Origin of the sequence: Neolewinella antarctica, assembly GCF_011927835.1 — a bacterium.
In the GTDB taxonomy this organism is placed as follows: Bacteria; Bacteroidota; Bacteroidia; order Chitinophagales; family Saprospiraceae; genus Neolewinella; species Neolewinella antarctica.
This window is the reverse complement of sequence record NZ_JAATJH010000003.1, coordinates 15,204-27,989: the sequence shown is the minus strand read 5'-3', so window position 1 is coordinate 27,989 and position 12,786 is coordinate 15,204. Positions and strand designations below refer to the sequence as shown.

8 protein-coding genes are annotated in these 12,786 nt (G+C 57.1%); 2 read left to right on the top strand and 6 right to left on the bottom strand.

Annotated features, from left to right (window positions below):
* Positions 1–79 precede the first annotated feature (79 nt).
* The gene (locus tag GGR27_RS10085; protein WP_168037323.1) at positions 80–2,407 is read right to left on the bottom strand and encodes an acyl-CoA dehydrogenase family protein; all 2,328 of its coding nucleotides are present in this window, start codon (positions 2,405–2,407) and stop codon (positions 80–82) included.
* A 258-nt stretch (positions 2,408–2,665) separates the two neighbouring features.
* The gene (locus tag GGR27_RS10080; protein ID WP_168037322.1) at positions 2,666–5,215 is read right to left on the bottom strand and encodes a PQQ-dependent sugar dehydrogenase; all 2,550 of its coding nucleotides are present in this window, start codon (positions 5,213–5,215) and stop codon (positions 2,666–2,668) included.
* Positions 5,216–5,670: 455 nt separating this feature from the next.
* On the opposite strand from GGR27_RS10080, the gene uvrA reads away from it, so the two are divergent.
* Positions 5,671–8,505, top strand: a complete 2,835-nt coding sequence (uvrA, locus tag GGR27_RS10075) for an excinuclease ABC subunit UvrA (protein WP_168037321.1) — start codon at positions 5,671–5,673, stop codon at positions 8,503–8,505.
* A gap of 498 nt (positions 8,506–9,003) precedes the next feature.
* Here uvrA and GGR27_RS10070 read toward each other — a convergent pair whose 3' ends face one another.
* The 3 genes from GGR27_RS10070 to GGR27_RS10060 form a co-directional block, all read right to left on the bottom strand.
* Positions 9,004–9,972 (bottom strand): CobW family GTP-binding protein, encoded by a 969-nt coding sequence (locus GGR27_RS10070; protein ID WP_168037320.1) that lies wholly within the window; start codon positions 9,970–9,972, stop codon positions 9,004–9,006.
* Between the two features lie 109 nt (positions 9,973–10,081).
* Positions 10,082–10,375, bottom strand: coding sequence for a MerC family mercury resistance protein (locus tag GGR27_RS10065; protein WP_168037319.1), 294 nt, complete (start codon positions 10,373–10,375; stop codon positions 10,082–10,084).
* A gap of 6 nt (positions 10,376–10,381) precedes the next feature.
* The gene (locus GGR27_RS10060; RefSeq protein ID WP_168037318.1) at positions 10,382–11,587 is read right to left on the bottom strand and encodes a GTP-binding protein; all 1,206 of its coding nucleotides are present in this window, start codon (positions 11,585–11,587) and stop codon (positions 10,382–10,384) included.
* Between the two features lie 172 nt (positions 11,588–11,759).
* On the opposite strand from GGR27_RS10060, the gene GGR27_RS10055 reads away from it, so the two are divergent.
* Entirely contained in the window at positions 11,760–12,143 is a 384-nt protein-coding gene (locus GGR27_RS10055; RefSeq protein WP_168037317.1) for a Fur family transcriptional regulator, read from the top strand.
* Between the two features lie 35 nt (positions 12,144–12,178).
* On the opposite strand, the gene GGR27_RS10050 is transcribed toward GGR27_RS10055, so the two are convergent.
* A complete protein-coding gene (locus GGR27_RS10050; RefSeq protein WP_168037316.1) occupies positions 12,179–12,784 on the bottom strand; it encodes a T9SS type A sorting domain-containing protein in 606 nt (201 codons plus the stop codon).
* Positions 12,785–12,786: the final 2 nt, after the last annotated feature.

Here is a 12,786-nt window from a genome sequence, read left to right as displayed (position 1 = left end):
GGGTTTATTTCGCAGCGAGCACCGCGGCAATAGCCCCTACGGGTCCCGTACCGCCTTACCTTTTTGCCGTTCGTTCCGGTCAGACCACCGCGATGGGGGCGCCGAGTAGCTGATCCGGGATCCCGAACCCATCCACTAAAGAACCGACTTCCGGCCGCAACTCACCACACAGCACATCGACTGCCGTCCGGATGGCCTTTGACTTATTCCCCAGAATGTAGCCACTTTCCAGGTACCAACCCCGGTGACCTTCGATCGTGTGCAAAGCAAAGAGCTGAATCACTTTCTTCAGCACGGCTTTGGCGGCATTGCCATCCGATAAGCCCTGCACCCGCGCCAGCGCCTTCTCCAAAACCAACGCTTCCACGTAAGCTTCGGCGGCCTCGATCATGTGCGTTTGGCACTGCAAACCCGCCTCGTGAGCGCTCATTCCGTTCTTGATGTAAGCCCGCAACCGCTGCGCCAGCGTACTCGTCAACCGCCGCTCGCGGAATTCGAAAGCCGACTGAAAAAAGGCCCGCGAGGTCAGGTGATCCCGATCCGTTTGCCGCACCGTGTAAGCGTTCTGCTCCATCACGATCGTCTGCATCCGCCGGCCCATGTAGCGAAGCACGGCGTAGTTGCCGTCCTCCTTGAACGACTTCTGGAAGTCCGATAAGAGTGACTTCGCGACGAGCTGCATCAGGACGGTGTTGTCGCCTTCGAACGTGGTGAAAATATCCGTGTCGGCCTTCAGGGCCGCAAACCGATTCTCGGATAGGTACCCCTTTCCACCGGTCGCTTCCCGGCATTCCTGAATCGCCGCCGTCGTGAACCACGTTGCGTAAGACTTCAGCCCCGCCGCCATCGCCTCGATTTCGCGCATGTCTTCTTCCGTGCGGTCGACGTAGCGGTCGAGCAGGTAGTCCAGCCCGAATTGCACGACGTAAGCCTTAGCGACCAGCGGAATTAACCGCCGTTGTTGGTTGGGGTAGTCCATAATGATCGTCTCCGCCTTCAGCGGATCGGCCGCGAACTGCCGCCGCCGCAACCCGTAGCGCACGGCGATGGCGAGGGCCGATTTCGCGCCGCTCATGCCCGCCCGGGGGACGCAAACGCGGCCGCCCACGAGCGTACCCAGCATCGTGAAGAAGCGCCGGCTCGGGTTTTCGATCTCGCTGTGGTAAGTACCCGTTTCAGTGACGCCGCCGAACTTGTCCAACAAATTGTCGACGGGCACGCGCACGTTGGTGAACCACAAACGACCGTTGTCGACACCGTTCAGTCCCATTTTGTACCCATTGTCCTCGACCCGAATGCCGGGTAATGTTTCTCCGGCCTCGTTACGAATTGGGACGACGACGGCGTGTACCCCCTGGCTTTCCCCGTTTACGATCAATTGGCAAAATACCGCCGCCATCCGGCTGTGCATGGCGTTACCGATGTATTCCTTCCCGGCGGCGACGCTCGGCGAATGAACGATCAGTTCTTTGGTTTCCGGATCGTAAACGGCGGTGGTTTCCAGGCCACGCACGTTGGAGCCGTGGCCCGTTTCCGTCATCGCGAAGCAGCCCGGGAGCGTCATATCGCCGGTGTCGTACAGGTACTTATCGTGATGCCGCTTTGTACCTAGATTAGCGATCGCCCCTCCCCAGAGGCCGAACTGCACACCGAATTTGATGGTCAGGCTGAGGTCGTGGTAACCGAGCGCTTCGAAGGCGTAGGCGTACTCTCCCATGTCGTCCTCCCCGCCGTACGCCTTGGGAAAGGCCAGCGCGCCGATGCCTTCCTGACCGAGGATCTTACACCACTCGAGCACCCTCAGGCGGTATTCCTCCTTGACCGGCAAAGTCTTCCGCTCGAACACCGGGCGGGTGAGGATGTCCTTCATTTGCTTCAGGATGCCGGCGTAACCTCCGTCGAGAACGGCCTGAAATTCAGCCGGATCGACGGAGGCTTCTTCGATAGCCTCGTCCAGTTTTTCGCGCTCGTCGTAGCGGGGGAAAAGCCCCCGATAGGTATCGGGTTCGACACCGCCGAGACCACGCTCGATCTCCAGTAGCGGCTCAATTTGTTCTTCCCAGTAACCAGCCCGTGCGGTATTTTCTCCAGCGGCGGCCTGGCCGAGAATAATACCAAGCTCGGCGAGGCTGGCGGCCTTATCGGCGGGAAGTTGTTCGGCAGCGTTGCGGCCGAGGGTTTGCCACTGTTGGAAAGTTTCGCGGCTGGGTGGAACGGCGGGGTCTGACCAGCGCAGGAGAATGCCCTTGTCGTCATCGGTCAGAAAGTCGAGTTTACCGGCCCGCTTGCGTAAGGAGTAGATTTCCTTGACGTTCAGGTGCCGGTCCGCCCAGGCGGCGTAGAGAATCGGGAGCATCGCCTGAATTCCGGGCGAAAGTTGTGTGTTTGATTGGAGGTCGGCACCCATGGGCGAAGCTTGTTTTGTTTGCCTTTTTAACGCCAGACCGTTACGAACGGTTGCCTTCTGTGTTGACCAAACCGTCAGTGGGGTTTATTGTATTTCCTGGCCGGATAAAAATAGGTTAGCCAAACTAAAGTAGTCCGGCCGGCCACTAGCTCGAAAGTTGTTTCTTTCGATTACCACCAGGGGAATCAACCTATTTAGGCGGTAAAGCGGGCACCGATAACTGACGGGCTAGTTTTACCCGACGGGTTTCCGGTGAGCTTATTCCACGACGATCCAGCGAGTCACCGCGCCCCGCCCGTCCGTGTCCAGTTTGAGCAGGTAAGCCCCAGCCCGTAAATGGCTCACTTCAAGCTGCATCACACCAGCAAGACCGGCACCCGCGAGGACGCGCCGACCGGTAGCGTCGTGGAGTGCGTACCGGTAGCGCCGCGCACTCTTAATCGTTAGTTGCTTACCGACGGGGTTGGGGTACAACTCGAATTCCGCGGGGGACAAACCCGGCGTTACGGAAGTAAGGCTACTCCCCCACCGCGCAAGGCCCGTAGCGTTGGCGGTACCGACCCGCCCGAAACTTCCCCCCGCGTACAGACCCGATCCGTCCGGCTGCAAATACAGGGTACTGACCTGATCGTCGGCCCCGACTGCCCGCTGCTGCCCCAGTGGTTCCCACTGATTCTGGGTACTCCACCGGGCGACGTTCTGAACCACATAATTCTGATCGTCCGAGCGCGTAGCCGTCGCAAAATTGCCGCCCGCGTAGAGATAATTACCGTCGTGGACCAGCGTACTGACGGTGCCACTCACGCCCCGCCCGAGGGGTTGCCAGATTTGCGTAGCTCGGTCCCACTCCGCGACCCGGTTGACCGTGCGGTCTCCGGCGATAACGAAGTTTCCGCCGATGAACACAGAAGCGTCCGTTACGGCGATCGCCTGCACGAACCCGCTCGTGCCCGCGCCCAGCGTTCCCCAGGTCGCTCCGTCAAAAGTGGCAATTCGGTTGGCTGACTTCCCTCCCGCACTGGCAAAGTTACCGCCGACGTACAGTACTCCCGTGGCGTCGAAGGCGAGGGAACGAACTTCGTTGTTGGCCCCCGGCTCACCCGTGCCGACGTCGGTGAGGGATTCCCAGTCGGTCCCGTTCCACTTGGCGATATTATTGGCGGTCAACCCGCCGGCGGTGACGTAAGCACCTCCCGCGACTACTTTATTGTCAGCGTCGACGCCTAGCGCCAGTACTGGCCCGCTCGTCCCAGTACCCAGCGCGGACCAGTTGCTACCGTTCCACACGGCCACATTACTGGCGAGTACCCCACCGATCGTGGTAAAGTCACCGCCCGCGTAGAGCAAACCGTTTCCGTCGCGGACCAGCGCGCTGATCTTTCCGTCGGCACCACCCGCCAGTGCTTCCCAACCCCGCTCTTCCGTATAGGTAGCAACGTTATTGGCGCCGCTGCCACCCGCCGCGGTGAATTCACCCGCCACGTACACCGCTTCCTCCGCGGCAACGACTGCTTCCACCACGCCCGTCACCCCGCCGTTGATGGCCGACCAGCTCCCGACACCGTCGATAGCGATGGTGGTGGGTCCATCATCGGCCGTGTCGACGAGCTTGAACAGGCTGGCGTTGCGCCCGTAGCTGCTGAAGTATATTTCCCCGGCTTCGTCCAGCCCGAAGCTGGATACGTTTTCTCCGGCGGTCCGAAAAAGTAAGGTCGCGGAACCACTACTCCCTTCCGCAGCGTGCGTGAGCGCCCACACCCGCCCGCTCGAGTAGTCGCCGAAGATCAGCTTATCCCGGATGACGGGGTTTTTCAGTCGGCCCCGGTAAACGTAGCCCAGCGTGATTGATCTGTCACCGCTGTCGTGGTTGTAAGTGTGGATTGGTTTGACGTCCGGGCCGGTAACCAAATCCGTTCCACCGCGGTACGTGGCGTTGCCTTCGAAACGATTCCAGCCGTAGTTGCCGCCGCTTTGGATCAGGTTGATTTCTTCGTGTTCGCCCTGGCCGACGTCACCACCCCACAGCCTTCCGTTGTCGAAAGAGAATTTCCAGGTGTTGCGGATGCCCCAGGCATAGAGTTCGTCTAGCCCGTCCTTGCCTACTCGGGGGTTATCGGAGGGAATCTCGTAATTTCCGTCGGGGGCGTCGGCGTTGTTTTCCAGCGGGTTGCTTCCATCGAGGTCTACGTCGATCCGGAGTATGCTACCGAATACGGTATTCAGGTTTTGGGCATTCCCCTGCGGGTCGCCACCGCCGCCGCCATCCCCGATGGAAACGTAGAGGTAACCATCCGGGCCGAAGGCAATTTTACCTCCGTTGTGGTTAGACTGCCGCTGGTTCTTGTCAAAACTAAAAATCTCCAGTCGGGAGGATTCGTCCGCGCGGTTGGGGTCGTCACCCGTCACCTGGTACCTGGCTAGCACCACTTCTACGTTTACGCCAGTGACCTGGCTCCGTCGCGTGTGGTAAACGTAGAAGTAGCCGTTGTCGGTGAAGGCGGGGTGAAACGCCAAACCCAGGAGGCCGACTTCCTGACCGGCGGAAAAATCGACAGTCCCGGATAGGTCGAGAAAAGTCGCCTGGTTGTTGGTCGCTCGATTGTTGGTGAACACTTTGATTTTGCCGCCTTGCTCCACGACGAAGAGCCGGTCCGAACCGTCCCCGGCGTGCTGAATCTCTACCGGGAAATCAAATCGCAAATTGGTAAAAGCGTTCTCGTAGGTTATGCTTTCTTGCCCGGTGAGTGAGAAAGATAGGAGGCAGCAATTGAGGAGAAAAGCTTGTAAAAAATAGTGTGCTGGGCGCATGAGCGTTTGAGTTTTCACCAAAGTTTGTCGGTCGTTCAACTTGAATAACTTGCTTAATCAACTCGCAGTTGTGCTGATGCTTTTTATTTGGGCGCGGCCGCCGGTGCAATGACTTCGGGGAGGAAGAGCCAGGGGAACTGGCTCATAACTTGAAATACCGGGGGGGTTACGAAGACGTAGCTAAGCCTACGCTAAGAAAAGCAACGCCGTACACCTAGTGAAGCGTGCCATTCAAATGATTATCCGAACGGTTGAACCCGGGGCTTGGTCTGGTGCTTATATGGTGCGTCTCACCACCAAAGGTTGAGGGCATCCTGCCCGACCCCGATAGCTATCGGGGGTGCGGTAGCGCTGCCGCCGTTACGTTCGGGCAGGATGCCCTCAACCTTGCACCCGCGACCGCGCCCCTAAGTTAGTCCCGTACTTTGTCGGGGCGCCCCTAAATCCCCCGCCCCTTGTCCAAGAACACCGACCTCTCCTCCGCCGACCTCCGCACCTCCGTTTACATCAAGGGTGCCCGGGCCAACAACCTCAAGAACGTCGACCTGGTGATTCCGAAGAACCAGCTCGTCGTCGTGACGGGCGTTTCGGGAAGCGGCAAGTCGAGTATAACGATGGACACGCTGTTCGCGGAAGGCCAGCGGCGCTACGTGGAATCCCTGAGTTCCTACGCCCGGCAATTCCTGATGCGGATGAAAAAGCCGGACGTGGACTACATTAAAGGTATCTGCCCAGCCATCGCGATCGAGCAAAAAACGACGACGGCCAACGCCCGCTCGACGGTGGGGACGCTGACGGAAATCTATGACTTTTTACGGCTACTCTACGCCCGCGCGGGCCGCACTTTTAGCCCCGTCAGCGGTGAAGAGGTGAAGCGCCATACGGTGACGGACGTGGTGAATCACATCCTCAGCCTACCCCTCAAGAGCCGCGTCTACCTCTACACGCCCCTCCCCAGTGAATACGACGACCGGACGGTGCACAAGGAGCTCGAAATGCTCCAGCAGAAAGGCTTTACGCGCATCCTGAAAAATGGTGAGGTGAAGGACATCGGTGAAGTACTGGAATCGGGGGAACATATGCTTTTTCAAACCCTACGCGAGCTGACGGAGGAGGATGACATCAAGGTCCTGATTGACCGTTTCGTCGTCACGGAAGAAAACGAGGAGAACGAGCAACGCATCGCCGACTCCGTTCAAACAGCTTTTGGCGAGGGCGGCGGCGAGGTGATCGTCTGGCTCGACAAGGATAATTTTACCGCTTGGAACAACCGGTTCGAACTCGATGGGATGACCTTCGTGGAACCCAACCCGAACCTGTTCAACTACAATAACCCCTTTGGTGCCTGCCCTACCTGCGAAGGCTTCGGCCGCACGATGGGCATCGACGAGGATAAAGTGATTCCCGATCCGAGCAAATCTGTTTATGACGGGACGGTGGCGGCCTGGTCCGGCAGCACTTTCGGGCAGTGGCAGAAAGACTTCGTACGCCAGGCCAGTAAGTTCGAGTTCCCCGTTCACACTGCCTACGCTGACTTGACGCGCGAGGAGAAAAGAACCCTTTGGGAGGGTAACCGCCACGTTGGCGGCATCACTAGTTTCTTCGACGACCTCGGTAAGAAGCTCTACAAGATCCAAAACCGCATCATGCTCGCTCGCTACCGGGGCCGGACGATTTGCCACACCTGCATGGGCGGTCGCCTGCGCCGGGAAGCCGATTACGTGAAAGTCGGCGGCTTCGCCCTGACCGATCTGTTGGAGCTACCAATCGACTTGCTACAAAAGCACTTTCAGGAACTCAAGCTAAACGAGCACGACGCGACGATCGCCCGCCGCCTCCTGCTGGAGATCAACAACCGTCTCCAGTCCATGATGGACCTCGGCCTGAGTTACCTCGACATCAACCGCCTGAGCAACACGCTTTCCGGCGGCGAAAGCCAGCGCATTAACCTAACGCGGACGCTGGGTAGTAACCTGACGGCCTCCATGTACATTCTCGACGAGCCGAGCGTCGGTCTCCATCCCCGCGATACGGAGCGGATGATTGCGGTACTGCGGCGGTTACGGGATTTGGGTAATACCGTTCTCGTCGTCGAGCACGAAGAGGGGGTTATCGCCGCAGCGGATTATCTGATTGACGTCGGCCCGGCCGCCGGTGTCCACGGTGGTGAGATCATTTTCGCCGGCCCGTACGAAGACATTTACGAAGACGCTTCGGAAAGTTACACCACAAAATATATGACCGGGGAGATGAAGATCCCGGTTCCGGAACAACGTCGTAAGCTGACCAACTGGCTCGACATCAAGGGTGCGCGGATGCACAACCTGAAAAAGATCGACGTGCGCATTCCGCTGAACGCCATGACGGTGATTTCCGGTGTTTCCGGCTCCGGTAAGACTAGTTTGGTGAAGGGTATTCTGCATCCCGCACTACGGCGCCAACTTGGTGAAGGGTCCAGCCAGGCACCGGGTGCGCACTCTGAGTTAAGTGGTGATTTGAAGCTGCTCACGCAGGTAGAAATGATCAACCAGAGTCCGATCGGTAAGTCGAGTCGGTCGAACCCGGTGACCTACGTCGGTGCTTACGATACGATCCGTGCGATGATGGCGAGTCAACAATTATCGAAGATCCGGGATTACAAGCCGGGTCATTTCTCGTTTAACGTGGACGGCGGTCGCTGTGATGTTTGCAAGGGGGAAGGGGAGCAGACGGTAGAGATGCAGTTTTTGGCGGACGTGAAACTAGTCTGTGAAGAATGTAACGGCAAACGCTTTAAGCGGGAGTTGCTGGACGTGCTTTACAACGGTAAGAACATCGCCGAAATACTTGGCCTGAGCGTTGACGAAGCGGTAGAATTCTTCACCGATGACGAAGGCATCAGCAAGCGGTTGAAGCCTTTACAGGATGTCGGTCTTGGCTACATCACGCTCGGTCAGTCCTCCTCTACCCTATCGGGTGGTGAGGCACAACGGGTCAAACTGGCCAGCTTTCTGACGCGGGAGAAGGCGGGGGAGCACATCTTCTTCATCTTCGACGAGCCGACTACGGGCCTGCACTTCCACGACGTCGCCATTTTACTTGACGCGTTAAATGCCTTGGTGGAGCGGGGGCATACGGTGCTCGTAGTGGAGCATAATTTGGACGTGATTAAGTCGGCGGACTACGTGATTGACCTTGGTCCGGAGGGGGGACGGGATGGGGGGCACGTGGTGTTTCAGGGGTCGCCGGAGGGATTGGTGGAATCTGGTGCTGGGTATACGGCTGGGTATTTGGCTCCGCTGTTGGCATAGTTGATTGTACACGCGTGGGTGATGGGCGACACTACATCTTCTAGACTGCGGGAATGCGTGGCCGTATGACGCACTTACCGTTAACGCTCGTTCCGCCCTGTTCCAGCGGTAGATCGCGAGCAGTGCGCTCGCGACAAGTGATTTCTCCGGCAATTGTGATGACCAACTAGCTTCTCAGCTCAGAGCACACAACATTTTGATGCCGCGTTTCGACGATGTTCTGGGTATCTCCCGGAATTATTAGGGTGAGGATTGGCCGGGCAGCGCTTTCTACCCAATGCCCCCCCCCAGTCCCGATCAATGGCAGCGGGGCCGTGCTAATTGCCCCTGCTCTTCACCATAAAACACCGCACCCGCGACCGCGCCCCTCTCCTTCAGTAAGGTGGGCGCGAACGCGGGTGCGGGGGAAGAACAAGGAGCAAGGTTGGTGATGGCTTACCGTCCGAACTTCCTTTGCCTGTCCAAAAACTGCTTGGCACCTGCGTTCTCGCCCATCTCTTACTTCAATACTGCCGCTAAATTTCGGCGCACGATCTTCTCCATCACGTCCTTGCGCAGGTCTTTACCGATGAACACGAAGTGGCTCCGCCGGCGCTCTTCGCTTTCCTCCCAGTTCGGCCCGTCGGTCAGCGTGACGGTGGAGCGGACGGATTGTAGGACGACCCGGCTCGGATGGTTAGCGATGGACACCACGCCCTTGATGCGGTAGATTTGGTGATAGTACAACTTGACCAGTCGGAGCATTTCGTGGGAGAGCTTGTCGAGGTCAAAAGGCTCCTCAAAGGTTAAGGTGAAGGGTTTGATGTTCCCGTGTGCGTATTCGTGTTCGCGGGCCAGACTGATGCGCTCGATCAGCACTTCGCCCGTCACGTGCTTGCCGTTGAGTAACTCACTGACGTCGAATCGGCCGAACTCACCGGTACGTACCACCGCCGTCGGGTTGACGCCCCGGATGGCAGCGCGCAGTCGTGCGGCGTAGCTCGGGCTAATGAGGTCAGCTTTATAGAGGAAAATGAGGTCGGCGGACACTAGTTGGCGACGGGCTTCGTCCGTCTCCCCAAGCCAATCTTCGAGTAGGCCTGCATCGGCGAGGCAAATGACACTGCGCAGCTCGAAAACGCGGCCGACACGCCAGTCCGCCAGAAAAGTTTCCACAATGGAGGAAGGGTCGGCTACACCGGTAGTTCCGATGACCAACAAGTCGAACTCCTCCCGTCGCTCGCTCACTATTTCGAGCGCGTCGAGCAACTCGTCGTGCAGCGAGCAGCAGAGACAGCCGGCGCTGAGGGGGATGACGTCCTCTACCCCGTCGATGACGAGGCCGCCGGCGTCGACGTTGATCTTACCCATCTCATTTTCGATCACCATCACCCTTTGGGGAAATACCGCCTGGATGAAGTGATTGAGAAAAGTAGTCTTGCCGGAACCCAGGAATCCAGTGATGAGGTATACGGGAATTTTTCCCATGATTATGTATGTCTCGGTACCCTACACTGTCGAAAATTGACCAGGTGGGTCACGACCAGAATTATCGAGCCCGCGTACATTGCCCACCCGACCATACCAAACCGCTCCATCAACAAGCCGGCCGCAAAGAGGACCAAGCCGGCCCACAGCCACGCGCGAGTTCCGGCGTGCTTACTCGCATTGCTGGCGTAAACAACGGCGAGTACACTAACGGCAAAAAAACGAAATCCAGGCTGCCCCAGAGGCCGTGACCGTGCTCATGCCCGTGGTGATCAGCTTCACCGATCACCCCGTGCACCAGCGGTTGGGCAGCAAAGAAGATCGGGGCCGCCGCACAGTGGATGGCGCAAAGGCCACTGGAAAGCATACCTACGAAGTCCGGCTTTTGTATCAGATAACTCATAACTATTTATTGCTGTTTCTGGGCAGTAAGCGGATCGGTAAAGGCTTCCCCTTCGTGGAACATTTCTATTTCCCAATCCCGCAAGAGGCAACGTTCCAGCCCCGCTGAAATACTCGCCTCGTCTACGCCCTGGCCAATAAAGACCAACTCCTGCTTACGGTCGCCCCATTCGCCGTGCCACGTCTTTTCAATCAGTACTCGTTGCTGCTGGAACACTGGGTGCAGACTGAGTTCAGCCGTCGTTTTGCTGGCCCACCAGGTGCCAATGCTTTCGTAGCGTAGGGAACCACCGGCCTGGCTCCAGATCAGGGCATCGTCGGGCCGGGAAGCCAGCCAAAACAAGCCTTTAGAGCGGAAGACGTTGCCGGGAAACCCTTCGTGAATAAATTTGAAGAAACGCTCCGGATGAAAAGGCTTATTGGCCCGGAAGATGAAAGAGTTGAAGCCGTACGTTTTCGTCTCGGGGGTGTGTTCTCCTTCCAGCTCCCGGAGCCACCCGGCCGACTGCTCCGCCGTATCAAGGTCGAAGCTTCCGGTATTCAGTAATTCTTCCAGTGGCGCGCGGCTCATCTCCGTACCGATCAGTTTAGCCGTCGGATTCAGTTTTTTGAGCAGCCCCTTGAGTACTTCCATCTCTAATTCGTCGACCAGGTCCGTCTTGTTAATCAGGATCACGTTGGCGAACTCCACCTGTTCGGTGAGTAGGTTGACAATGGGCCGCTGGTCCTGCGGGTCGTCGGTCATTCCGCGATCCAGGATGGTTTGAGCGCTACCAAAATCATCCAGGAAGTGGCGGGCGTCCACTACCGTTACCATGGTATCGACGTAAGAGAAGCGGCTGAGGTCAATTCCGCTTGTTTTACTAATGAAGCTGAAGGCTTGGGCAACGGGGACGGGTTCGCTGATCCCGGTGCTTTCAATAAGCAAATAATCGAAGCGGTCTTCCCGGGCGAGGCGCTCCACTTCCACCATTAAATCTTCGCGCAGCGTACAGCAAATGCAGCCGTTCGACATCTCGACCAGTTTCTCTTCCGTCTGAATGAGTCCGCCCGACGCTTCCACGAGTTGCGCGTCAACGTTGACTTCGGCCATGTCATTGACGATCACCGCAACGCGCATCCCCACTTTATTGTGGAGTACGTGGTTAAGTAAGGTGGTTTTCCCCGCTCCGAGAAACCCACTTAAGACGGTAACCGGTAATCGCTCCTTCATCGCTTATTATTTTCGATAAAGATAAGCCAAATTCCGTAAATGCAACTTGGTTGCATTAAGTATTTTTTTGTAGATTTACTGCACATGAGGCCTACGAGCGAAAAAGCAACCGAATGATTACGGGGAACGTTGGCCACATAGAACTTACCTAACAGCAATCACAAGCAAAGCCATGCCGCGCCGCCAGACAAAATCTCAGACGATCATACTTAACTTGCTACAACAAGAGCAAGCTGCCCTGAGTCACGATGGCATCACCGCGAAACTTGAAAAAGAACTGGATCGGGTGACGATCTACCGCATCCTCAATCGTTTTGTGGAAGATGGGCTCGCCCACCGCATTATTGCCGATGATGGTCGCCAGTACTTCGCGATTTGCCCCAAGGAATGTGCTCACGACCACAAGGCGCACGGCCACTTACACTTCCGCTGCGTTAGTTGTGATCGGGTGGAATGCGTGCCCGGGGAAGTAGGCTATAACTTACCAAAGGGCTACCGGGTGGATAACCACAACATCATTCTTTCGGGAAACTGTAACGCTTGTAGCAAGAAGTAATACAGAACCCCCCGTAAATCAGGCAGTTACACCACTTAATTTGCCTTGATGAACCGTTTACTGACGATCGCCTGATCGGTTTGCAACTGAAATATGTAGGTGCCAGCGGGTAAACGGCTAACGTCGATGATCGGGCTCTGTGAAGTATGCAGTTGCATTACTTGCCCGGTAATGCTGAGGATACGCACTTCAAGCTGATCACCTCCTGGCTGCCCGTCCAGGGTCCAGTTCAGCTGGTGCTGGGTGGGGTTGGGTGCCAAAGTTAACTGCTGGCGTAACGCATCCCGCAGGTCATTAACGTTAGTCACTGTATTCAGGGTAAAGGTCAAATCGACATCGGTACCGCCATCGTCGGTGGTTGAAGTGGCGGATTTGATACCGGGTTGGTGCTTCAGTACGACTCGGAATTCCCCACCGCCCATGGAGGCCTGAGTAGTCCAGTTAGTAGAAAGACCTACCGGAAAACCGTTCTCGTCCACATCTTTGTAGTTCACCGCGTCCGCACGGTTATCAATGTTGCCATCACCGGTCGGATCGGAAAACACACCTTCGGCAAAAGCGAAGAAGAACAAGTGCTCATCGTCCTCCTCCATAATTTCCGTGGTGATGTCTTCGCCCTCGATTGAGTTAGTCAGGGTCATCG

Excerpts from the sequence above, each read along its gene's own strand:
- GGR27_RS10085 (WP_168037323.1), bottom strand. The coding sequence starts at position 2,407 with ATGGGTGCCGACCTCCAATCAAACACACAACTTTCGCCCGGAATTCAG.
- GGR27_RS10080 (WP_168037322.1), bottom strand. The coding sequence starts at position 5,215 with ATGCGCCCAGCACACTATTTTTTACAAGCTTTTCTCCTCAATTGCTGC.
- GGR27_RS10070 (WP_168037320.1), bottom strand. The coding sequence starts at position 9,972 with ATGGGAAAAATTCCCGTATACCTCATCACTGGATTCCTGGGTTCCGGC.
- GGR27_RS10065 (WP_168037319.1), bottom strand. The coding sequence starts at position 10,375 with ATGAGTTATCTGATACAAAAGCCGGACTTCGTAGGTATGCTTTCCAGT.
- GGR27_RS10060 (WP_168037318.1), bottom strand. The coding sequence starts at position 11,587 with ATGAAGGAGCGATTACCGGTTACCGTCTTAAGTGGGTTTCTCGGAGCG.
- GGR27_RS10055 (WP_168037317.1), top strand. The coding sequence starts at position 11,760 with ATGCCGCGCCGCCAGACAAAATCTCAGACGATCATACTTAACTTGCTA.
- GGR27_RS10050 (WP_168037316.1), bottom strand. The coding sequence starts at position 12,784 with ATGACCCTGACTAACTCAATCGAGGGCGAAGACATCACCACGGAAATT.